Raw genomic sequence first — 21,922 nt, forward strand, 5'->3', positions numbered from 1 at the left:
TCCTACGCGGCGACGAGATACGAGAACACGGATTCGAGGGACTCGTCGGACGGCGAGACCGTGAGCAGCCGGATGCCGTGATCCCTGGCAACGCGGGGCAGCAGGGCGGTGAAGCGGCCGAAGTCGACGGCCTGGATGCGCAGCGCGCCCTCCGCGAGGTCCACCTCGATGCCGGAGGTCGACGGGTCGGCGATCAGCGCGGCGGCGAGGGCCCGGTCGTCGCTGGAGCGGATGAGGTAGCGGTGCGGGCGGTCGGTCATCAGACGGCGGATCCGGCGGAAGTCACCGCTGGCCGCGTGCCGTCCGGCGACGACGACCTCGATGTGGGCCGCCAACTGCTCGACCTCTTCGAGGATGTGCGAGGAGAACAGGACCGTGCGGCCCTCGGCGCCCATGCGGCGCAGCAGGTCCATGAGCTGCATGCGCTGGCGCGGGTCCATGCCGTTGAAGGGCTCGTCGAGCAGGAGCAGCGACGGGTCGTGGACGAGCGCGCTCGCCATCTTCACGCGCTGGCGCATGCCCTTGGAGTACGTCGAGATCTTGCGGTCCTGCGCGTACTCCATCTCGACCGTGGCGAGCGCCCGCTGTGCCGCCTTGGCACCGAGGCCGTGCAACTCGGCGTTGGCTACGACGAATTCCTTGCCGGTGAGGAAGTCGTACATCGCCTCGCGCTCGGGGACGATGCCGATGTGCTTGTAGATCTGCTCGTTGCGCCACACGGGCTGTCCGTCGAGGGTGACGGTGCCGGTGGAGGGGGGCAGGAAGCCGCCCATCATGTTGATGAGGGTGGACTTCCCGGCGCCGTTGGGGCCGAGGAGGCCGGTGACGCCGGGGCCGATCGTCATGGTGATGTCGTTGACCGCCACCACGTTGCCGAACCAGCGCGAGACATGGTCGATGTTGAGCGTGGTCACAGTCCGACCTTTCGGTAGCGGCGCATCAGAAGGCCGTAGCAGCCGGCGATGAGACCCAGGACGGCGAGCAGGAAGACCACGCCTTCGCCGGCGCTGGGGCCCACCCCTCCGGGGTAGGAGGACGTGGCCCCCAGGAAGGCCGTCTGCACCCCGTCGATGAGCGTGATGGGCGAGAAGAGGCCGATCCAGGAGGCGGCGCTCGAACTGCCCTGCCCGTCTCCCATGGTCTGCGCGTCGGCGATGGCCTGGAGCGTGGACACCGCCCCGTAGGAAATGGTCAGTACGGCGATGACCGCCGCGATACCGAAGCCCCGGCGCGGGGTGACCGCCGAGATGACGAGGCCGATACCGGCGAACAGCAGCGAGAGCAGTGCCACGGAGACGAGCCCCTGAAGGAAACCCTTGGTCTGGTCGGTGAAGTCGAGCTTGGCCAGCAGGGCGCCCGCGTAGAGCACGATCAGCGGCACCGCGGTGATGAGGAACAGGGCCGAGGCCAGCGCCGCGAACTTCGCCCGGACGTAGTCCGCGGTCTCGATCGGGCGCGAGAAGTACAGGGGTACGGTCTTGAAGCGCAGGTCGCGGGAGACGGCCTGGGGTGCCTGCGAGGCGACGTACAGGCCGATGACCGCCTGCATGATGATCGCGTAGTTCGTGTACTCGACGGGCAGTTTGGTGGCCTTGGTGGCGACCGCGACCGCCACCATGATGGCCGCCGGGACGCACATCACCGCGAAGAGCACCATCGGCAGCACCTTGGACTTGGCCGAGCGGCCAAGTCCGTAGGAGCCGCGCAGTGACTGCGAGTAGAGCGAGCGCCGGGCGTACGCACGGCCCAGGCGCTGGCCGTCGTACGAGCGGTAGCCGATGTTGTGGATGCGGGACTGGGCGCCCGTCTGTGCCGGGGTCTGCTCAACCGCCATGGCCGACCGCCTCCTTTCCCGCGCTGTGCTGTGCGGTGTTCTGTTGTGCGGTGCTCTGCTGTTCGTCGCTGTCGGTGAAGACCTCGGAGATGTGGTGCCTGCGCTGTTCCATGCGCACCAGACCGAGGCCGAGGTCGGCGACCGTGTCCCGCACGAGGTCGTAGGTGTCCTCGCCCTGGGCGGTGAGCAGCAGGATGTGTCCGGCGCCGGGCAGGCCGCTGCCGTCGTGGGTGTCCACCCCGCGCGCGTGGAGCGCGTCTCGCACCGCGGCGGTGCCGTCCGGGTGTTCGTCTGTGTCGGTCACCTCGATGGCGAGGATGGCCGTGGACTGGGTGAAGTCCGTGGTGGAGCTGGACCGCAGGAGCTTCCCGCCGTCGACGACCACCACGTGGTCGCAGGTCCGCTCCAGCTCACCGAGCAGGTGCGAGGTGACCAGCACCGAGATGCCGAAGTCGGTGTGGATCCGGCGGATCAGGCCGAGCATCTCGTCGCGGCCTACCGGGTCGAGGCCGTTGGTCGGCTCGTCCAGGAAGACCAGCTGCGGGTCGTGGACCAGCGCCTGGGCGAGCTTGACGCGCTGCTTCATGCCGGTCGAGTAGCCGCCGATGGGACGGTAGCGCTCCTCGTACAGTCCGACGTGGCGCAGGGTGTCCGCGGTGCGCTCGCGGGCGGCGGCAGGCGGGAGCCCGGACATGCGCGCCATGTGCACGACGAACTCGGTGGCCGAGACGTCGGGTGGCAGGCAGTCGTGCTCCGGCATGTAGCCGACGCGCTCACGGATGGCGCCGCCCTCGGTGGCGACGTCGAGTCCGAGCACGGCGGCCCGGCCCTCCGTGGCGGGAGACAGACCCAACAGGATCTTGATCAGGGTGGATTTGCCGGCGCCATTGGCGCCGACGAGTCCGGTCACACCGGGTCCGATGTCCATGGAGAGCCGGTCGAGCGCGGTCACCCGGGGGAACCGCTTGCTCAGGCTTTCGGTCGCGATCACAGTCACATCCATGACGGTAGTGGCGCACACCACATCGGTCGTCAACCCGAAGAGCTGTCTCGGCATCCACCTTCAGTCGTACGGGCCCGTAGGGGTCCCCCTCAGGTCGAACAACCGACGGCGGGCCGTCCGCATCGGCGCCGTTGTCCACAGACAGGCGTTCGACTGTTGACGCGGGCTCTAACAAGTGTCAGATTCGCGAGGGTCAAGTTACGGGCGCGTAGCGCGGTCGATGGGGACGGTGGGCGGCGGCAATGACGACGGCGGAGGCAGGCGGACTCACCAGCGAGTCGGCCGGGGAACTGGCCGGGTTCAGACGGGTGCAACGGCTGGCGTACGAGTGCGCGGAGGCCGTCGCGGATCGGCTGGAGCCGGGGATCACCGAGCGCGAGGCGGCCCGGATGCTGCGGGAGTGGCTGCGCGAGCGGGGCGTGCGGGACTGGTTCCATCTGCCCTTCGCCTGGTTCGGGGACCGCACGGCGTTCGTGAACTTCCGCCTCCCGCTCCAGTTCTTTCCGACCGGCCGCCGGCTGGAGCCGGGGATGCCGTTCATCCTGGACCTGGCCCCGGTCCACCGGGGTTTCGCGGCTGACATCGGCTACTCCGGCTCGCTCGGCGCCAACCCGGTGCAGGACCGGCTGATGGCCGACCTGGAGGCGCACCGCGAGCTGATCCTGCGCGAGGTGCGCGAGCGGCGCCCACTGCGCGAGATCTACGAGGACGTGGACCGCCTCATGGTCCGCCAGGGCTATGCCAACCGGCATCGCGCGTATCCCTTCGGGGTGATCGCGCACAAGATCGACCGGGTACGCGAACGGCCGTGGTCGCCCCGGCTGTTCGGGTTCGGTACGCAGTCCCTGAAGGGGCTGGCCGGCGACGCGCTGCGCGGCCACCGCGAGGGCTGGTCGCCCCTGTGGTCGCCGTACCGCTTCTCCGACCACCCGCCGCAGCCTGGTCTGTGGGCGGTGGAACCGCATCTCGGATTTTGGGGCACAGGGGCTAAGTTCGAGGAGATCCTGGTCGTCACGGACTCCGCGGACCCGCGGGAGAGCGCGTTCTGGCTGGACGACGATCTGCCGCACGTGCGGCGCTGGGCGGACGCGAAGTGACGATCGTGACCCTTGAGACGGAGGACGAGTGACTCTCGACGGGGCGCGTGAGCGCCGGGTACGGACGGGCGGGATCGAGCTGTGCGTCGCCGAGTTGGGGGACCCCGCGGACCCCACGGTGATCCTCGTGCACGGCTATCCGGACACCAAGGAGGTGTGGTCGGAGGTCGCCGCGCGGCTCGCGGACCGCTTCCATGTCGTGCTGTACGACGTGCGGGGCCACGGTGGTTCGACGACGCCGCGTCCGTTGCGGGGCGGCTTCACCCTGGAGAAGCTGACGGACGACTTCCTGGCGGTCGCGGACGCGGTCAGCCCGGAGCGGCCGGTGCACCTGGTGGGGCACGACTGGGGCTCGGTGCAGTCCTGGGAGTTCGTCACCGTCGCGCGTGCCGAGGGCCGGATCGCGTCCTTCACGTCGATGTCCGGGCCGTCCCTCGACCACCTCGGCCACTGGACGAAGGGGCGCCTGAAGCGGCCCACCCCGCGCGCGGTCGCCCAACTCCTGGGCCAGGGACGCCGGTCCTGGTACGTGTACGCGCTGCACACGCCCGTGCTGCCCGAACTCGCCTGGCGCGGCCCGCTCGGCAAACGCTGGCCGAAGCTGCTGGCCCGCCTGGAGAAGGTCTCCGGGGACGGCTACCCGACCGCCTCCCTGCCCACGGACGCGGCCAACGGCGCCTGGCTGTACCGGGACAACGTCCGGTCCCGGCTTCGCAGGCCGCGCCCGGACGCGCACGCGCACGCGCCCGTGCAGCTCATCACGCCCCTGGGTGACGCGTTCCTCTCCGAGCGGCTGTACGACGGACTGGAGCGGTGGGCGCCCCGGCTGGTGCGCCGCACCCTCGACGCCAAGCACTGGATCCCGCGCACCCGGCCCGACCAGGTGGCCGCCTGGATCGGGGAGTTCGTGACCGCCAACGAGGGCGGGCGGCTTTCCGCGGCGCCAACGGGCGCGTACGCGCAGCGTTTCGGCGGTCGGCTGGTCCTGGTCACCGGGGCGGGCAGCGGCATCGGACGGGCCACGGCCTTCGCGTTCGCCGAGGCGGGCGCCCGCGTGGTGGCCGTCGACCGGGACGCCGAAAGTGCCGCCCGCACAGCCGAGTTGGCCCGCCTTGTCGGCGCCCCCCAAGCCTGGGCGGAGCCTGTCGACGTCACGGACGAGCAGGCGATGGAGAAGCTCGCCGAGAAGGTCGCCACCGAGTACGGCGTGGTGGACGTGCTGGTGAACAACGCGGGGATCGGGCTCTCCGGTTCCTTCTTCGACACGACCCCGGAGGACTGGAAGAAGGTCCTGGACGTCAACCTGTGGGGTGTGATCCACGGTTGCCGGCTCTTCGGGAAGCAGATGGCCGAGCGCGGGCAGGGCGGCCACATCGTGAACATCGCGTCCGCCGCCGCGTTCCAGCCCTCAAAGGTGCTGGCCGCGTACGGCACTTCGAAGGCCGCGGTGCTGATGCTCAGCGAGTGTCTGCGTGCCGAGCTGGCGGGCCAGGGCATCGGTGTCTCGGCGATCTGCCCAGGGATCGTCAACACGAACATCACAACGACCGCGCGCTTCGCGGGAGTCGACGCCGAGGAGCAGGCCCGCCGGCAGAGGCGGACGGCTCGGCTCTACGGGTTGCGCAACTACCCGCCGGAGAAGGTGGCTTCGGCGATCCTGCGCGCGGTGGTGCGCAACGAGGCGGTCGCACCGGTGACACCGGAGGCCCGGGGCGCGCATCTCATGTCCCGTTTCCTGCCGGGGGCGTTGAGGGCGCTGGCGCGGATGGACCCGCCACTGTGACCAGCCCCTCCAAACAGCAGTAAATCTACCCAAGTTGACCAAAAGCCTTAAAATGCCGACCGGTTGTCCACAGTTTCTTCAATTCCCCTGTGGATAACCGCACTTGGCTGTGGATCAAACCTCCGCACCAAAATCAAATGCGTGATCACCGTCTCACCCGGCACCCTTACGGGATGACCGACGAAAGAGATGGATGAAAGAGATGGATGAAAGACGCACCGTGAAGGTGTCGAAGTACCTGTCGAAGCATCTGCGGCACCAGCCGGAGCGGATCGGGCTCGCACTCGACGAGGCCGGCTGGGTCGAGATCGACACCCTGATCACGGCTGCCACGGCCCACGGCTTCCGGTTCACCCGGGACGAGCTGGACCATGTGGTCGCCGCCAACGACAAGAAGCGCTTCGCGATCGACGGAACCCGCATCCGCGCCAGCCAGGGCCACAGCGTCGAGGTCGACCTTGGGCTGCCCCCGGCGACCCCGCCGCCGTACCTCTACCACGGTACGGTGGACCGCTTCCTGGACGCGATCCGCGCCGAGGGCCTGCGGCCCATGAACCGGCACGCCGTGCACCTCTCGGCCGACCGTGAGACCGCGACCCGGGTCGGCGCCCGCCGAGGCCGGCCCGTCGTGCTCCCGGTCGACTCGGCCGCCATGCACCGCGACGGCCACCTCTTCCACGTCAGCGCGAACGGCGTGTGGCTCACTGAGACCGTACCGCCGCGCTATCTGCGGTTCTCCGGGCCGCACTGACACCGCACGGCACTGACACCCCACGGCACTGACCATGCACTGACCGCCCGGTGACTGTTTCACGTGAAACATGAACGGCGCCTAGGCTCTGGAGCATGAGTCTGCATCTGAGCACCGCGATCCTGCCGTACCGCCGTTGGCACGAGGGCGGCCGTTCGACCTGGCAGCGCGCGGAGCAGCTCGGGTTCCACACCGCGTTCACGTACGACCACCTGTCCTGGCGCACCTTCCGGGACGGCCCGTGGTTCGGCGCCGTGCCCACGCTCACGGCCGCCGCCGCTGTCACCGACCGGCTGCGCCTGGGCACCCTGGTGACCTCGCCGAACTTCCGGCACCCGGTGACGCTGGCCAAGGACCTGATCTCCCTCGACGACGTGTCGAACGGCCGGATCACCCTCGGTATCGGCGCGGGTGGCACCGGCTTCGACGCCACCGCGCTGGGCCAGGACCCGTGGACACCCCGGGAGCGCGCCGACCGGTTCGGCGAGTTCGTGGCCCTCCTCGACAAGCTGCTGACCGAGGACGGCAAGGACGGCGTCTCGTACCAGGGCGACCACTACTCGGCCCACGAGGTGCGCAACATCCCGGGCTGTGTGCAGCGCCCCCGGCTGCCCTTCGCGGTGGCCGCCACCGGGCCGCGTGGGCTGAAGCTCGCGGCGCGGTACGGGCAGGCGTGGGTGACGACAGGTGACCCCCGGCTGTTCGAGAGCGGGACGCCCGAGCAGTCGGTCCAGGCCCTGCGCGGGCAGACCGAGAAGCTGGCCGACGCCTGCGCCGCGATCGGCCGGGACGTGAGCGGGCTCGACAGGATCCTGCTCACCGGGTTCACCCCGGATCGGGGGCGTCCGCTGGAGTCCGTGGACGCCTTCGTCGACTTCGCGGGCCGGCACCAGGAGCTGGGCTTCACCGAGATCGTGATCCACTGGCCCATCCCCGACTCCGACTTCGCGGCCGACGAGCGGGTCTTCGAGCGCATCGCCCAGGAGGCGCCGGCACAGCTGCGCTGACCCGGCACCGGTCAGGGCGGCCACTCACCTGGGCGGACCGCCGCACGGGCGTGCGCGGACATACGCGAGAATGGGCGGGTGACCTCAGCGACCAGAGAGCCCGAGACCCCCGCCGCCGCCCTCCCGATCCGGCTGATCGCCACCGACCTCGACGGAACGCTGCTGCGCGACGACAAGTCGGTGTCCCCGCGCACGGTCGCCGCCCTGGCCGCTGCCGAGGCCGCGGGCGTCGAGGTCTTCTTCGTCACGGGCCGCCCGGCTCGCTGGATGGACGTCGTCAGCGAGCACGTCCACGGTCACGGACTGGCGATCTGCGGCAACGGCGCCGCCGTGGTCGACCTGCACGGCGGCCCCGGCGCCCACCGCTTCGTGAAGGTGCGGGAGCTGGCCAGGGAGAACGCGCTGGACGCCGTACGGCTGCTGCGCGAGGCCGCGCCCGGGACCGTGTACGCCGTGGAACAGACCTACGGCTTCCACCAGGAGCCGGAGTATCCGAAGCTGCACATGGAGCTGCCGGACAATCTGGCGCCCGCCGAGAAGCTGCTGGCCCCGGGCGGGCCGAGCGACGGTGAGCCCGTGCTCAAGATCCTCGCCTTCCACCACACGATGGACCCCGACGCGTTCCTCACCACCGCCCGGCTCGCGATCGGCGACCGTGCCACCGTGACCCGCTCCAGCCCCAGCGCCCTGCTGGAGATCAGCGGCCCCGACGTCTCCAAGGCGAGCACCCTGGCCCTGTGCTGTGCCGAGCGGGGCATCTCGGCCGAGGAGGTCGTCGCCTTCGGGGACATGCCGAACGACGTCGAGATGCTCACCTGGGCGGGCCGGTCGTACGCCATGGGCAACGCGCATCCCGACGTCCTCGCGGCGGCCTCGGGGCACACAGCGCCCAACAACGAGGACGGGGTGGCCGTCGTGATCGAGCGGCTGCTCGCGGAACGCCTCTGAGCAAGCCGCCGTACGGGGACCGCGTCCTACAACCGCACCCCGCGCGCCGTCAGCCACGCCGCCGGGTCCACCCCCGACCCCAGTTCCGGTGTGACGCGTACCTCGAAGTGCAGGTGCGGGCCGGTCGAGTTGCCGGTCGTGCCGGTCTGACCGATCCACTGGCCCGGAGTGACCTGCTGCCCCTGGTCGACGGTGACGGCGGCGAGGTGCGCGTACTGCGTGTAGTAGCCCCCGGGGTGCTCGATCACGATCTCGATGCCGAAGGCGCCCCCGCACGACACCGACACCACCGTGCCCGCACCGACCGCGCGCACCGGAGTGCCGATCGGTACCGCGAAGTCCTGCCCGGTGTGCCCGTTCGCCCACCGGTCGCCGCCGCTGCCGAAACTCGCGGACAGCTCGTACGTCTCCACCGGCGTGACGTACTCCGGCATGGTCCCGGGATCCGGCTGGTCCAGCCGGACGGCGCCCCGGCACGAGCCCGCCGCGACCGAGGCGTCGGCCCGGCCCTGGAGCGTCCAGCGGGCCTCTTCGAGCTTCGCCTCGATGGACCGCTTCAGCTCGGCGAGTTCACTGTTCCGTCGCTCCAGCTTCTGCCACTGGGCAGCTGCGTTCGCCTCGTCGGCGGCGAGCCGGGCCTCCGCGCGCCGGCTCTTGTCGATCGCGTTGTTGACGGCGAGATCGGCCTGCCACACGGCCCGCTGACCGCGCATCAGCTCCTCGGGGTTGTCCGCGAGCAGCATCTGCGCGGTGAGCGGCAGGCCGCCTCCGCTGCGGTACTGGCCGCGTGCGATCCGGCCCAGGTCCTCGTGCAGGACGGCGATATCGCGCCTTTCGCGGACGAGGAGTTCCTCGTACCGCCGGGCCCTGGCCCCCTCCACCGCGGACTCGCGCCGTCCGGCCTCGTACTGCTGCGTCACCACGGCGGCATCCGCGTACAGCCGGGTCACCTGGGTGCTGAGGCCCGAGTCCGTACCGGTGTCCGATCCGGGGTCCGTGTCCTCGCCCGAGGCTGCCGTGGGCCGGGCTACCAGGACCGCGAGCGCGCACAGCAGTGCCGGAACGAACAGCGGATGACGGCGATGTGAGCCCATGTCAGCGATCGTGTACCGCAAACCGGTCCGGTGGCCTGTTCAAGTCGTACGCCTGGGGGACGCCTTGCCACGAACGGCTCAGCAGCGGGGTCCGCGGCAGTCTCAGTACGGGGCCTGCCACACGACCGTCGTTCCACCGCCGTCCGGGCCGCTGCCGGGTCCGTGGCGACTGTCGCCGCCCAGCGACTCGGCGCGCCGTTTCAGGTTCCTGAGGCCGCTGCGCCGGCCGCCCTCGGGGATGCCGACACCGTCGTCGGCGACGGTCAGCCGTACACCCGGCCGGCCGTCCGCCAGGGTCACGTCCGCGTCGACCACCACATCGATCCGGGACGCCCCGGCATGGCGGAAGGCGTTGGACAGACCTTCGCGCAGAGCGGCGACGAGGTTCTTGCCAGTCAGTTCGCCGACGTCCGTGTCAACCGGGCCGACCACCCGAAGGGAGGGCTCGAAGCCGAGGGCCACGGCGGCCATGTGGATCTCCCGCCGCACCCGCGTGGACAGTTCGGACGGGATCTCGCCGGGGTCGTCCTGGAGCGCGAAGATCGCGGTGCGGATCTCCTGGATGGTGACGTCGAGTTCGTCGACGGCCCTGCCGACGCCGTCCCGCACCTCGGGCGCGACCGGTCCGCGCTGGGCGCTCTCCAGCATCATCCCGGTGGCGAACAGCCGTTGGATGACGAGATCGTGCAGGTCACGGGCGATCCGGTCGCGGTCCTCGTACACCGCGAGCCGTTCCCGGTCGCGCTGTGCCTCGGCCATCATCAGCGCGAGCGCGGCCTGCGCGGCGAACTGGACGGCGAGCGCGCGCTCCGTCTCCGTGAACGCGCGCTCCCCCCGCGCGCGGGGCATGGCGAGGCTGCCGACGAACCGGCCGTCGCTCTGCAGGGGCAGCAGCATGGTGGGCCCGTAGTCGCGGGTGAGGCCGTCGCCGAGGGCCAGCCGGGGGTCGGTGGCCGCGTCCGCGACGAACACCGGCTCGCCGTCGAGGAGTTCGGCGACGACCTCGCTCTCCGGCGGGATGACGAAACCGAGCGCGTCGGAGGGGCGTTCAGCGTCCACGGCGACGATCTCCAGGCCGCCCTCGTCGGCGGGCAGCAGCACGATCCCGGCTACGGCTCCGGAGAGCCGGCGGGCCTGTTCGGCGACGATCCGGAGGGAGTCGCCGATGTCGCCGCCCGAGAGCAGCGCGGTGGTCACGGCCACGGACCCGTCGATCCAGCGCTCGCGCTGTCTGGCGGCCTCGTACAGGCGGGCGTTGCCGATGGCGATGCCCGCCTCGGTGGCCAGCACACGGACCAGGGTCAGGTCGTGCTCGGTGAAGGGGCCGCCGCCGCGCTTGTCACCCAGGTACAGGTTCCCGAAGACCTCGCCGTGCACCCGGATCGGCTCGACCCACCGGACGGTCTCCTCGTCGACACCGTGGTGGACGAAGTCGGCGAAGCCGATGCCGTCCTCGGCGAGGACCCCGATGGCGACGCGCCCGGCGTCCACCAGGGCGGTCGCCGTCGCACAGATCCGCTCCAGCGTGGCATGCGGTCCGAGCCCGCTCCCGACAGCCCGCATCGCCTCCAGCAACTGCGGCACACACGGCTCAGGACGAAGCGGCAGGTCGGACATCCCACGAGCCTAATTACTCCCGTTTGTCCCCGAAAGCCGAGCGGCGACGACTCCCCTGACGAACAGAGGACTGAGGAACAGAGAACTAACGCACCGCCGCCGCCGACGCCGACTGCTCGGACGCCGCCTCCCGTTCCGCCATCCGTCGCAGTGGTCCCTCGACGGCGACCAGCTCCGTGTACGTCCCCCGCTGCACGACCTGCCCCCCGTCCAGCACGATCACCTCGTCCACGGCGTCGAGTCCGGCCAGCCGGTGGGTGATGAGCAGCGTCGTACGGTCCTCGGTCGCGGCCAGCAGATCGGCGGTGAGCGCGTCGGCGGTCGGCAGGTCCAGGTGTTCGGCGGGCTCGTCGAGCACGAGCACCGGGAAGTCCGCGAGCAGTGCCCGGGCGAGCGCCAGCCGTTGGCGCTGTCCGCCGGACAGCCGCGCCCCGTGCTCGCCGACAAGCGTGTCGAGCCCGTCGGGCAGCGACTCGGCCCAGTCCAGCAGCCTCGCCCGCGCGAGGGCTCCCCGAAGATCGTCCTCGGTCGCGTCCTTCTTCGCCAGCAGCAGGTTCTCGCGCACGGAGCTGTCGAAGAGGTGCGCGTCCTGGGCGCACAGCCCGACCAGCCGCCGTACGTCGTCGCCGTCCAGCGCGTACGCGTCCACGCCGCCCAGCGTGTAGGAACCGGCGTCCGCGTCCAGGAACCGCAGGAGCACCTGCGCCAGCGTCGTCTTGCCGGACCCGGACGGGCCGACGACGGCGATCCGGCGCCCTTCGTCCAGGGTGAGATCGAGTCGGGTGAGCGCGTCCCGGTCCTGTCCGGCGTGGCGGGCGGCCAGGCCGTTGACGACGACCGGGAACGGCGACAGAGGCGCGGGTAGCGGCTCTTCGGGTTCGCGTACGGGCTCGGGCGCGTCCAGGACCTCGTACACGCGCTCGGCGCTCCTGAGCACCCGCTGCCGGTACCGCACGGCGAGCGGCAGCCCGAGGACGGCCTCGAAGGCGGCCAGGGGTGTGAGGACGACCACGGCCATCACCACTCCGCCGAGCCGCCCGTCGGCGACTCCTTGGGCGCCCACGAGAGCGGTGGCCGCCACGGTCAGCCCGGACACCAGCGCGGTGAGTCCGTCGCCGAGCGCGGTGGCGGTGGCGGCGCGCGAGGCGATCCGGGTGAGCGCGGAGTCTGCTCGCCGTACCTGCTCGGTACGTCCGTTCAGAGCGCCCGCGACCGTCGACTCGGCGGTGCCGGTGAGCAGGTCGGTCACATGCGTGGCGAGTGTCCCGCGGGCCGGGGCGAGCCGGCGTTCCGCGCGCCGCGCCACGGCACTGGTCACGAGGGGGACGCCGACGCCGGCCGCGAACAGTCCGGCCGCGAGGACAGCCCCGGCCTCCGGCAGCAGCCACGCCGTGAACCCGACGGAGGCGGCGGAGACGACGAGGGCGGCCCCGGCGGGCAGCAGCCAGCGCAGCCAGTAGTCCTGGAGGGCGTCCACATCGGCGACGAGCCGCGACAGCAGGTCCCCGCGCCTGGTTGTCCGCAGTCCGGCGGGCGCCAGCCGCTCCAGGCGCCGGTAGACGGCGACACGGGTGTCGGCCAGCATCCGCAGCACGGCGTCGTGCGACACCAGCCGCTCGGCGTACCGGAAGACGGCCCGTCCGATCCCGAAGGCGCGTGTGGCCGTCACGGCGACCATCAGATACAGCACGGGCGGCTGCTGCGAGGCCCGCGAGATGAGCCACCCGGAGGTCGCCATGAGCCCGACGGCACTGCCCAGCGCGAGACTCCCGAGCAGCAGCGCGAGTCCGAGCCGCCCGCGCCGGGCCCCGGACATGGCCCTCACCCGCGCGAGCACACCAAATCGTCCCGCAGACGCGCCGGGCACGCTTACTTCCTCGTCGGGCACAGGGAACCGCGCACTCTGCGGACCGCCCACGACAAGCCCGTCGCCGCCGAAGGACCCGTCGGCCTGCTCGGCCCCAGGCAGGTGAGCGGGGCGGACAGCCTCCGCCAACCGCACCACCCGGTCCGCCACCGCCAGCAGCGCCGGCCGGTGCACGACCAGGAGCACCGTCCGTCCGACGGCGAGGCGCCGTACGGCGGCCACGACCTCGGCCTCGGTCTCCCCGTCCAGCGCGGCCGTCGGCTCGTCGAGCAGCAGCACAGGCCGGTCCGCGAGGAACGCCCTGGCCAGCGCGAGCCGTTGCCGCTGCCCGGCGGAGAGCCCGGCCCCGTCCTCACCGAGCACCGTGTGGACACCGTCCGGCAGCGCGTCCACGAACTCCAGCGCACCGGCGTCGGCCAGTGCCCTCCGTACGGCCGTGTCGTCGGCGTCGGGCCGGGCCAGCCGTACGTTCTCGGCGATCGACCCGGCGAACAGATGGGGCCGCTGCGGCACCCAGGCCACCCGGGAACGCCACTCCTCCAGGTCGATGTCGACAAGATCGGTGCCCCCGACCGACACCCGCCCTTCTGTCAGCCGTACGAACCCGAGCAGCGCGTGCAGCAGCGTCGACTTGCCCACGCCGCTCGGCCCGACGAGCGCGACCGTCTCGCCGGCCTCGACAGCGAAGGACGCGTCCGACACCGCGTCCACCGACCGCCCGGGATACCGGACGGTCACGCCCTCGAAGGCCAACCCACCCTCCGGCACCGGCCCGGTCCCGGATTCCGGCACCGGCGTCTCCAGTACGGCGAAGATCTCCTCGGCCGCGGCCAGTCCCTCCGCCGCCGCGTGGAACTGGGCGCCCACCTGCCTGAGCGGCAGGTAAGCCTCAGGCGCGAGGACGAGAATGACGAGCCCGGTGTACAGGTCCATCTCGCCGTGCACGAGCCGCATACCGATGGTCACCGCGACCAGCGCCACGGACAGCGTCGCCAGCAGCTCCAGCGCGAAGGACGAGATGAAGGCGATCCGCAGAGTCCCCATCGTCGCCTGGCGGTACTCGCCGGTGATCCGCCGGATCGACTCGGCCTGCGCCTTGGCCCGTCCGAACACCTTCAGCGTCGGCAGGCCCGCCACGACATCGAGGAAGTGGCCCGACAGCCGGGACAGCAACCGCCACTGACGGTCCATGTGGGACTGCGTGGCCCAGCCGATCAGCACCATGAAGACCGGAATGAGCGGCAGGGTGCCGACGATGATCGCGGCAGACACCCAGTCCTCGGTGACGATCCGCGCCAGCACGGCCACGGGCACCACCACAGCGAGCCCCAGCTGCGGCAGATAGCGCGAGAAGTAGTCGTCGAGCGCGTCGACCCCCCGCGTGGCGAGGGCGACCAGCGACCCGGTCCGCTGCCCGCTCAGCCACCCGGGCCCGAGCGCGACGGCCCGCTCCAGCAACCGCCCGCGCAGCTCCGACTTCACCGCCGCGCTCGTCCGGTGGGCGGCCAGCTCGGTGAGCCAGGAGACCACCGCCCGGCCACCGGCGACGGCCACCAACAACAACAGGGGCGTACGGAGGTCAGTGACCGGCAACCCGTGCTGGAAGGCGCCGACGACCACCTCGGCAATGAGCATGGCCTGCGCGATGACCAGCCCCGCGCCGACGGCACCGAGGCCGACGACCGCCAACAGGAAACGGCGGGTGGCGCCGGCGTACCGGAGGAGCCGCGGATCGATTGGTTTCACGTGAAACATGCCCTTCGGTCCAGCGAGGTGGTTTCGCGATGTTTCACGTGAAACATCGCGAAACCACCTCCCACAGACAGAGATGACGCAGACAGCGACAGCGCGGACAAGGACGACTCAGTGCGAGGCCTCGGCGAGATGCTGCGTGCCGATCCGCTTGCGGAACACCCAGTACGTCCAGCCCTGGTAGAGCAGGACCATGGGGGTGGCGATCCCCGCACACCACGTCATGATCTTCAGCGTGTACGGGCTCGACGAGGCATTGGTGACCGTGAGGTTCCAGTCCGGGTTGAGCGAGGACGGCATGACGTTCGGGAAGAGCGTCAGGAAGAGCATCGCGACGGCGGCCACAATGGTGACCCCGGAGAACGCGAACGCCCAGCCCTCACGCCCCTTCCGCGCCGCCCCCAGTGCGGCGACGAGCGCGAGCACGGCCACGACCGCCGCGACCAGCGAGCCACTGTCGCCCTTGTCGGCCTGGGTCCAGCTCAGGAACACGAGCGCGACGACGGCTGTCACCAGCCCGACGCGGACCGCCAGCTTCCGCGCCCGTTCCCTGATGTCTCCGACGGTCTTGAGGCCGACGAACACCGTGCCGTGGAAGGTGAACAGCGACAGGGTGACCAGGCCGCCGAGCAGGGCGTACGGGTTGAGCAGATCGGAGAGATTCCCGACGTACTCGAAGTCCGCGTCGATCTTCACCCCGCGCACGATGTTGGCGAAGGCCACACCCCAGAGGAACGCCGGGAGCAGCGAGGTCCAGAAGATCGCGGTCTCCCAGTTGCGCTGCCAGTTCTCCTCGGGTCGCTTCACGCGGTACTCGAAGGCGACGCCCCGCACGATCAGGCACACCAGGATGAGCAGCAGCGGCAGATAGAAGCCGGAGAAGAGGGTGGCGTACCACTCGGGGAAGGCAGCGAAGGTCGCACCGCCCGCGGAGAGCAGCCACACCTCGTTGCCGTCCCAGACGGGTCCGATGGTGTTGATGAGGACCCGCTTCTCGGCCCGGTCGCGGGCGAGCAGCTTGGTGAGGACACCGACCCCGAAGTCGAAGCCCTCCAGGAAGAAGTAGCCGGTCCACAGGACGGCGATGAGAACGAACCAGACGTCGTGAAGTTGCATGGCGATTCCAGCTCCCTGGGCCTAGTAGGAGAAGGCCATCGGCTTGTCGGCGTCCTGTGGGTCGCCGCCGATCTTCGTGGGCGGGTTGAGGTCGGCCTCGGTCAGTTCGGGCGGCCCGGCCTTGACGTACTTCACGAGGAGTTTGACCTCGATGACGGCGAGGATCGCGTAGAGCGAGGTGAAGACGATCATCGAGGTGAGGATCTCCCACTGCGAGACCCCGGGGGAGACCGCGTCCCGGGTCTGGAAGATGCCGTAGACGACCCACGGCTGACGGCCCATCTCGGTGAAGATCCAACCCCAGGAGCTGGCGATCAGCGGGAAGCCCAGAGTGAGGATCGCGATGCGCCAGTACCACTTGGTGAGCGTCGGGCCGAGCGCCTTCCCGGGGAGCAGCGAGAGGTGCGGCACCTCGTCGTCGCCGACCCGCAGATGCTGCGGCAGCATGAACTTCTTGCGGGTCAGCCAGAGTCCGGCGAGCCCGATCGCGAAGGACGTCATGCCGAAGCCGATCATCCAGCGGAAGCCCCAGTAAGCGACCGGGATGTTGGGCCGGTAGTCGCCGGGCCCGAACTTCTCCTGCTCAGCCTTGTTGACGTCGTTGATACCCGGGACGTAGGAGCTGAAGTCGTCGTTGGCGAGGAAGGACAGCAGGCCGGGGATCTCGATGGCGACCTTGTTGTGGCCGGCCTCGACGTCGCCGTAGGCGAAGACGGAGAAGGGCGCGGGCGCCTCGCCGTCCCAGAGGGCCTCGGCGGCGGCCATCTTCATCGGCTGCTGCTTGAACATGACCTTGCCGAGGAGGTCACCGCTGACCGCGGTGAGCAGGCCGCCGATGACGACGGTGACCAGGCCGAGCCGCAGCGAGGTCTTCATCACGTCGATGTGCTTCTTGCGCGTCAGATGGAAGGCGGCGATGCCGACCATGAAGGCGCCGCCCGTGAGGAAGGCCGCGGTGAGGGTGTGGAAGACCTGGGTCAGCGCGGTGTCCTGGGTGAGGACCAGCCAGAAGTCGGTGAGCTCGGCGCGGCCCTTCTGCTCGTTGATCCGGTAGCCGACGGGGTGCTGCATCCAGGAGTTGGCCGCCAGGATGAAGTACGCCGACAGGATCGTGCCGATCGAGACCATCCAGATGCAGGCCAGGTGGATCCTCTTCGGCAGCTTGTCCCAGCCGAAGATCCACAGCCCGATGAAGGTGGACTCGAAGAAGAAGGCGATCAGCGCCTCGAAGGCGAGCGGGGCGCCGAAGACATCGCCGACGAAGCGCGAGTAGTCGGACCAGTTCATGCCGAACTGGAACTCCTGCACGATGCCGGTGACCACACCCATCGCGATGTTGATCAGGAAGAGCTTGCCCCAGAACTTGGTGGCCTTGAGGTACTTCTCCTTCTCCGTGCGCACCCAGGCGGTCTGCAGGCCGGCGGTGAGCGCGGCGAGGGAGATCGTCAGCGGGACGAACAGGAAGTGGTAGACGGTGGTGATGCCGAACTGCCATCGAGCCAGAGTCTCGGGCGCCAGAGCGACGTCCACATCTCCTCCTAACGTGCATGGCCATTGCGACGGTCTGTCCCGGTTGCCGCGCTTCACGAGAGGGACAAACAGGATGCGCTTGTGAACGCGTTCACATTCACAAGCAATTATGGCGCATGCTCGTTCGAACTTGGAGGGGTGGGGGGTCCCTAAACGAGGCCTGACCGGCCCTTGACGGAAAAGGGCCGGTCAGGCGGAGGTACGGACATCCATGGGCGGGTCTGGTGCCAAGACTCGGGAGCTCGGACTACAGCTCCTTGCGGAACACCTCCGCCGCCTTCAGAAAGACGTCGTTCGCCTCGGTCTCACCGACCGTCACCCGGACCCCCTCGCCCGGGAACGGCCGGACGACCACCCCGGCCCGCTCGCACACCGCCGCGAAGTCGACCGTGCGCTCCCCCAGCCGCAGCCACACGAAGTTCGCCTGGGTCTCGGGCACCGTCCAGCCCTGCCCGCGCAGCCCGTCGACCACCCGCGTGCGCTCGGACACCAGCGAACCGACCCGGCCGAGCAGCGCGTCCTCGGCCCGCAGCGAGGCCACCGCCGCGTCCTGGGCGAGCTGGCTCACCCCGAACGGCACCGCCGTCTTGCGCAGCGCCGCCGCCACCGGCTCATGGGCGATCGCGAACCCCACCCGGAGTCCGGCGAGGCCGTACGCCTTGGAGAAGGTCCGCAGCACACAGACGTTCGGCCGGTCACGGTAGAGCACGACCCCGTCCGGCACCTCGATGTCGCGGACGAACTCCTTGTACGCCTCGTCGAGCACCACCAGCACATCACCGGGCACCCGGTCCAGGAACCGCTCCAGCTCGGCCCGCCGTACGACGGTCCCCGTCGGGTTGTTGGGGTTGCAGACGAAGATCAGCCGGGTCCGGTCGGTGATCGCGTCCGCCATCGCGTCCAGGTCGTGCACGTCCCCGGGCGTCAGCGGGACCTTGACCGACGTGGCGCCGCTGATCTGCGTGATGATCGGATAGGCCTCGAAGGAGCGCCAGGCGTAGATCACCTCGTCGCCGGGCCCGCTGGTGGACTGGATCAGCTGCTGTGCGACGCCGACCGAGCCGGTTCCGGTGGCGACATGGGAGACCGGCACGGCGAAACGTTCTGCCAGCTCGCTCATGAGCTCCGTGCAGGCCATGTCCGGGTAGCGGTTGAAGGCCCCCGCCGCGGCCGTCACGGTCTCCAGCACACCGGGCAGCGGCGGGTACGGGTTCTCGTTCGAGGACAGCTTGTAGGCCACCGGACCGCCGGCCGCGGCCGGCCTGCCCGGCTTGTAGGTGGGGATCCCCTCCAGCTCGGCGCGCAGCCTCGGGCTCGTCTCGCTCACCGCAGTCCTCCTCGTGACCACCACCGGCTCAGCACGGCCATCCGCTGCCGGTTACCGGGTACCAATGCTTCACACCTTATGAGGATTCGGCGCCGCCGCGTACGGGTCGGTCGTGCCCGAGTGCCTCCGACGCGCTCCGTGCGTCCACCTCACCTGTCCCATGGGCATCAGGGGTATCACCGTACAAAGTTGTACGAATCGGGGGGCGCACTGCACTTCTCAGCACGCGCCGGTGGCTCACGCCGTGGCGCGCATCCCCCGTAGAGGTGAGTTGAGACCTCTTCGAAACATCGGTCACTTGGCAGGCCTGCGCGTGCCGACAAGTCAGGTAGGGCAGTAATATCGTTCAACTGACTTCTTTTCTAAGGCAGTTGGCAACTTTTGACCATGCAGAAACGTGCCTGTCAACGACTGCATATGCGTCCGCACTACCCCACCGCATGAGCCCTACTATCGGCTCGCCATGACAGCAGCAGGGAAGCACCAGGTGAGCCGAGCGGAGACAACCCGACGAGCCAGCCGGCCAGGCCGAGCAGGCATCAGAGACGTGGCCGCCGCCGCCGGCGTCTCGATCACGACCGTCTCCGACGCCCTCAACGGAAAAGGCAGGCTCCCGGACGTCACCCGACGCCATGTCCGTGAGGTCGCGGACCGGCTGGGCTACCGCCCGTCGGCCGCGGCCCGAACCCTCCGTACCGGCAAGTCCGGGCTGATCGGTCTGACCGTGACGACATACGGGGATGAACCTTTCACCTTCACCGAGTTCGCGTACTTCGCGGAGATGGCGAGGGCCGCCACCTCGGCCGCGCTCGCCCGGGGCTACGCCCTGGTCATCCTCCCCGCGACCTCTCGCCACGACGTGTGGTCGAACGTCGCCCTGGACGGCACGGTCGTCATCGACCCGTCCGACCAGGACCCGGTGGTCACCGAACTCGTCCGGCAGGGGCTGCCCGTCGTCTCCGACGGCCGCCCGGCCGGCTCGCTCCCGGTCACCGCGTGGGTCGACAACGACCACGAGGCGGCGGTCCTGGGCATCCTCGACCACCTGGCCGCCGCCGGCGCCCGCCGCATCGGCCTGCTGACGGGGACGACCACCGACACCTACACCCATCTCTCGACCACGGCGTACCTGAACTGGTGCGAGCGGGTCGGCCAGGACCCGGTGTACGAGTCCTACCCGGCCCACGACCCGTGCGCGGGCGCCGTGGCCGCCGACCGGCTGCTGGCCCGCCCGGACCGTCCGGACGCCGTCTACGGCCTCTTCGACCCGAACGGCACCGACCTGCTGGCCGCGGCCCGGCGCTACGGTCTGCGCGTCCCGGAGGACCTCCTGCTGGTCTGCTGCAGCGAGTCCACGGTGTACGCGACCACGGAGCCGCCGATCACCACCCTCTCGCTGAAGCCGCGCCGCATCGGCACGGCGGTGGTCCAGCTCCTGATCGACGCGATCGAGAACCTCGACTCGGACCTGCCGTTCGAGCAGGTGATACCGACCGAACTGATCGTGCGGACGTCCTCGCAGCGCCGTCCGCCGCGCACGACGGTCAGTCCTCCGAGGTCGCCCGAGGAAGGGTGATCCGGGGGCGATGGTGAGGGCGGGGAAATCGGGCTTGTGCGGGGCCGGTTCCCGGAGAGCGGGGCCGTACGAGGGGTCGGCCCCGTAGGGGGAAGCGGGAATCCGGCCCCGTTCAGGAAAACGCGGGACACCGGCGTCCGGTCAGTTCACGGGCGCCGGTGTCATGATCGTACGAAGCATCGGTGTCCGAGGTTCGGGGCAAGGTACGAAGCGGGCAAGTCCGGGGCGGGACGATACGGGAAATCCCCTCTGAATCGGGGTGAAAGCCGCGCGGAACCGGGCTCCTTCGCCGATTCACCACCCCTGGGTCATCACATGGCGCGATCCGCATTCCTATGATGGGCCCACGACACCGCGGGCCGCTGCGACCAGGCAGTCCGATGCGGTGCAGATGCGGCGCGATGGTGGAGGGGTCGATGACTCAGGGGGCCGGTCAGGTACCCGAGGTGACGCGGACGGCGACGTTGCGCGACTTCCGGGTGCCCGCTTACGTCCATGAGGCCGGTCCGCACACCGACGGCACGGCCCCCGGGGACGTCACCGCCGGGGCGGCCGACACCGAGGTCCAGGAGCCCGCCGAGGGCTCGCAGACCCTGTCCGACCTGGAGGAATACCCCGACGGGTACACGCCGACGCAACGGGACCTGCCCGTCATCAACCGCGGTGACACTCTTCAGGTGACCGTCGATCCCGAGGCCCTGGCCGCCGACGGCCCGGGACCTCTGTTCGTCGTCGGCGACGTCCACGGCTACCTCGACGAACTGGTGGGCGCCCTCCAGGAACAGGGCCTGATCGACAGCGCGGGCGACTGGTCCGCGGGCACCGCCCGGCTCTGGTTCCTCGGTGACTTCACCGACCGCGGCCCGGACGGCATCGGCGTCATCGACCTGGTCATGCGGCTGTCCGCCGAGGCAGCCGCGGCCGGCGGCTACTGCAAGGCCCTCATGGGCAACCACGAGCTGCTGCTGCTGGGCGCCAAGAGGTTCGGCGACACCCCCGTCAACTCGGGCGCGGGCACGGCCACCTTCCAGGCGGCCTGGTTGCTGAACGGCGGCCAGAAGACCGACATGGACCGGCTCCAGGACCACCACCTCCAGTGGATGGCCCGCCTCGACGCGATCGAGGAGGTCGACGGCCACCTGCTCGTGCACTCGGACACCACCGCCTACCTCGACTACGGCGACTCGATCGAGGCGGTCAACGACACCGTCCGCGAGACGATCACGCGCAACGACGCGGACGAGGTGTGGGATCTGTTCCGCAAGTTCACCAAGCGCTTCTCCTTCCGCGACGAGGGCGGTGCCGAGGCCGTACGCTCCCTCCTCGACACGTACGGCGGCAGCCGCATCGTTCACGGCCACAGCCCCATCCCGTATCTGGTGGGCGACGTGGGCACCGAGGACGACGGCGAGGACAACTCCCGGCCGAACATCGAACATCCGCATGTCTACGCCGACGGACTGGCCATCGCGATGGACGGCGGCGTGACCATGGCCGGAAAACTGCTGGTCCAGGAACTTCCACTGGAACTCTGACGGATATCCGCGCGTTTCCCGGGCAGGCGTCCTCCGACTGTGAACCGCGTCGGACGGGGGACAGTCGCACGGCGAATTCTTCAAA

The 21,922-nt window shown here is 70.1% G+C and carries 17 protein-coding genes; 8 read left to right on the forward strand and 9 right to left on the reverse strand.

Annotation, left to right across the window (positions count from 1 at the left end; translation table 11 throughout):
* Positions 1-2: 2 nt before the first annotated feature.
* Genes G3I56_RS08450 through G3I56_RS08460 form a run of 3 tightly spaced genes read right to left on the reverse strand, consistent with a single transcriptional unit; the run spans position 3 to position 2,837 of the window.
* Positions 3-914, reverse strand: coding sequence for an ABC transporter ATP-binding protein (locus tag G3I56_RS08450; RefSeq protein ID WP_164408277.1), 912 nt, complete (start codon positions 912-914; stop codon positions 3-5).
* Complete coding sequence (locus G3I56_RS08455; protein WP_164408278.1) at positions 911-1,834, reverse strand: ABC transporter permease; 924 nt, start codon at positions 1,832-1,834, stop codon at positions 911-913. Before G3I56_RS08455 ends, G3I56_RS08450 begins: the two co-directional genes overlap by 4 nt.
* Positions 1,824-2,837: an ABC transporter ATP-binding protein gene (locus G3I56_RS08460; RefSeq protein WP_203689475.1), complete on the reverse strand. Its 1,014-nt coding sequence runs from the start codon at positions 2,835-2,837 to the stop codon at positions 1,824-1,826. The genes G3I56_RS08455 and G3I56_RS08460 overlap by 11 nt, the downstream gene beginning before the upstream one ends.
* On the opposite strand from G3I56_RS08460, the gene G3I56_RS08465 reads away from it, so the two are divergent.
* The 6 genes from G3I56_RS08465 (at position 2,836) to G3I56_RS08490 (ending at position 8,423) form a co-directional block, all read left to right on the forward strand.
* On the forward strand, positions 2,836-2,997 hold the full coding sequence (locus tag G3I56_RS08465) for a hypothetical protein (RefSeq protein WP_164408279.1): 162 nt from the start codon (positions 2,836-2,838) through the stop codon (positions 2,995-2,997). The two genes, G3I56_RS08460 and G3I56_RS08465, sit on opposite strands and share 2 nt — an antisense overlap.
* An 82-nt stretch (positions 2,998-3,079) precedes the next feature.
* Entirely contained in the window at positions 3,080-3,934 is an 855-nt protein-coding gene (locus G3I56_RS08470; RefSeq protein WP_164408280.1) for a M24 family metallopeptidase, read from the forward strand.
* Between the two features lie 28 nt (positions 3,935-3,962).
* A complete protein-coding gene (locus tag G3I56_RS08475) occupies positions 3,963-5,717 on the forward strand; it encodes an SDR family oxidoreductase (protein WP_164408281.1) in 1,755 nt (584 codons plus the stop codon).
* 202 nt (positions 5,718-5,919) lie between these two features.
* Complete coding sequence (locus tag G3I56_RS08480) at positions 5,920-6,468, forward strand: RNA 2'-phosphotransferase (protein ID WP_164408282.1); 549 nt, start codon at positions 5,920-5,922, stop codon at positions 6,466-6,468.
* 95 nt (positions 6,469-6,563) lie between these two features.
* Positions 6,564-7,475, forward strand: coding sequence for an LLM class flavin-dependent oxidoreductase (locus tag G3I56_RS08485; RefSeq protein WP_164408283.1), 912 nt, complete (start codon positions 6,564-6,566; stop codon positions 7,473-7,475).
* 78 nt (positions 7,476-7,553) lie between these two features.
* The gene (locus tag G3I56_RS08490; RefSeq protein WP_164408284.1) at positions 7,554-8,423 is read left to right on the forward strand and encodes a Cof-type HAD-IIB family hydrolase; all 870 of its coding nucleotides are present in this window, start codon (positions 7,554-7,556) and stop codon (positions 8,421-8,423) included.
* 26 nt (positions 8,424-8,449) lie between these two features.
* On the opposite strand, the gene G3I56_RS08495 is transcribed toward G3I56_RS08490, so the two are convergent.
* The 6 genes from G3I56_RS08495 to hisC form a co-directional block, all read right to left on the reverse strand.
* A complete protein-coding gene (locus G3I56_RS08495; protein WP_164408285.1) occupies positions 8,450-9,517 on the reverse strand; it encodes a M23 family metallopeptidase in 1,068 nt (355 codons plus the stop codon).
* Positions 9,518-9,619: 102 nt separating this feature from the next.
* A complete protein-coding gene (locus tag G3I56_RS08500; RefSeq protein ID WP_164408286.1) occupies positions 9,620-11,134 on the reverse strand; it encodes a GAF domain-containing protein in 1,515 nt (504 codons plus the stop codon).
* Between the two features lie 85 nt (positions 11,135-11,219).
* Entirely contained in the window at positions 11,220-14,756 is a 3,537-nt protein-coding gene (gene cydD / locus G3I56_RS08505) for a thiol reductant ABC exporter subunit CydD (protein WP_164408287.1), read from the reverse strand.
* A 108-nt stretch (positions 14,757-14,864) separates the two neighbouring features.
* Complete coding sequence (gene cydB / locus G3I56_RS08510) at positions 14,865-15,869, reverse strand: cytochrome d ubiquinol oxidase subunit II (RefSeq protein ID WP_164408288.1); 1,005 nt, start codon at positions 15,867-15,869, stop codon at positions 14,865-14,867.
* A gap of 21 nt (positions 15,870-15,890) precedes the next feature.
* A complete protein-coding gene (locus G3I56_RS08515; RefSeq protein ID WP_164408289.1) occupies positions 15,891-17,399 on the reverse strand; it encodes a cytochrome ubiquinol oxidase subunit I in 1,509 nt (502 codons plus the stop codon).
* Between the two features lie 247 nt (positions 17,400-17,646).
* A complete protein-coding gene (gene hisC / locus G3I56_RS08520; protein WP_164408290.1) occupies positions 17,647-18,726 on the reverse strand; it encodes a histidinol-phosphate transaminase in 1,080 nt (359 codons plus the stop codon).
* A gap of 463 nt (positions 18,727-19,189) precedes the next feature.
* Between hisC and G3I56_RS08525 the strand changes: the two genes are divergently transcribed.
* Positions 19,190-20,302, forward strand: a complete 1,113-nt coding sequence (locus tag G3I56_RS08525; protein WP_164408291.1) for a LacI family DNA-binding transcriptional regulator — start codon at positions 19,190-19,192, stop codon at positions 20,300-20,302.
* Between the two features lie 416 nt (positions 20,303-20,718).
* Positions 20,719-21,837, forward strand: a complete 1,119-nt coding sequence (locus G3I56_RS08530; protein ID WP_164408292.1) for a metallophosphoesterase — start codon at positions 20,719-20,721, stop codon at positions 21,835-21,837.
* The last annotated feature ends 85 nt before the right edge of the window (positions 21,838-21,922 follow it).

It is taken from the genome of Streptomyces sp. SID12488 (assembly GCF_010548275.1).
In the GTDB taxonomy this organism is placed as follows: domain Bacteria; phylum Actinomycetota; class Actinomycetes; order Streptomycetales; family Streptomycetaceae; genus Streptomyces.

Bases quoted from the DNA above. Each gene is read 5' to 3' on its own strand.
- G3I56_RS08455 (WP_164408278.1), bottom strand. From the start codon at position 1,834: ATGGCGGTTGAGCAGACCCCGGCACAGACGGGCGCCCAGTCCCGCATC.
- G3I56_RS08465 (WP_164408279.1), top strand. From the start codon at position 2,836: ATGACGGTAGTGGCGCACACCACATCGGTCGTCAACCCGAAGAGCTGT.
- G3I56_RS08460 (WP_203689475.1), bottom strand. From the start codon at position 2,837: ATGGATGTGACTGTGATCGCGACCGAAAGCCTGAGCAAGCGGTTCCCC.
- G3I56_RS08470 (WP_164408280.1), top strand. From the start codon at position 3,080: ATGACGACGGCGGAGGCAGGCGGACTCACCAGCGAGTCGGCCGGGGAA.
- G3I56_RS08480 (WP_164408282.1), top strand. From the start codon at position 5,920: ATGGATGAAAGACGCACCGTGAAGGTGTCGAAGTACCTGTCGAAGCAT.
- G3I56_RS08485 (WP_164408283.1), top strand. From the start codon at position 6,564: ATGAGTCTGCATCTGAGCACCGCGATCCTGCCGTACCGCCGTTGGCAC.
- G3I56_RS08495 (WP_164408285.1), bottom strand. From the start codon at position 9,517: ATGGGCTCACATCGCCGTCATCCGCTGTTCGTTCCGGCACTGCTGTGC.
- G3I56_RS08500 (WP_164408286.1), bottom strand. From the start codon at position 11,134: ATGTCCGACCTGCCGCTTCGTCCTGAGCCGTGTGTGCCGCAGTTGCTG.
- cydD (WP_164408287.1), bottom strand. From the start codon at position 14,756: ATGTTTCACGTGAAACCAATCGATCCGCGGCTCCTCCGGTACGCCGGC.
- cydB (WP_164408288.1), bottom strand. From the start codon at position 15,869: ATGCAACTTCACGACGTCTGGTTCGTTCTCATCGCCGTCCTGTGGACC.
- G3I56_RS08525 (WP_164408291.1), top strand. From the start codon at position 19,190: ATGACAGCAGCAGGGAAGCACCAGGTGAGCCGAGCGGAGACAACCCGA.
- G3I56_RS08530 (WP_164408292.1), top strand. From the start codon at position 20,719: ATGACTCAGGGGGCCGGTCAGGTACCCGAGGTGACGCGGACGGCGACG.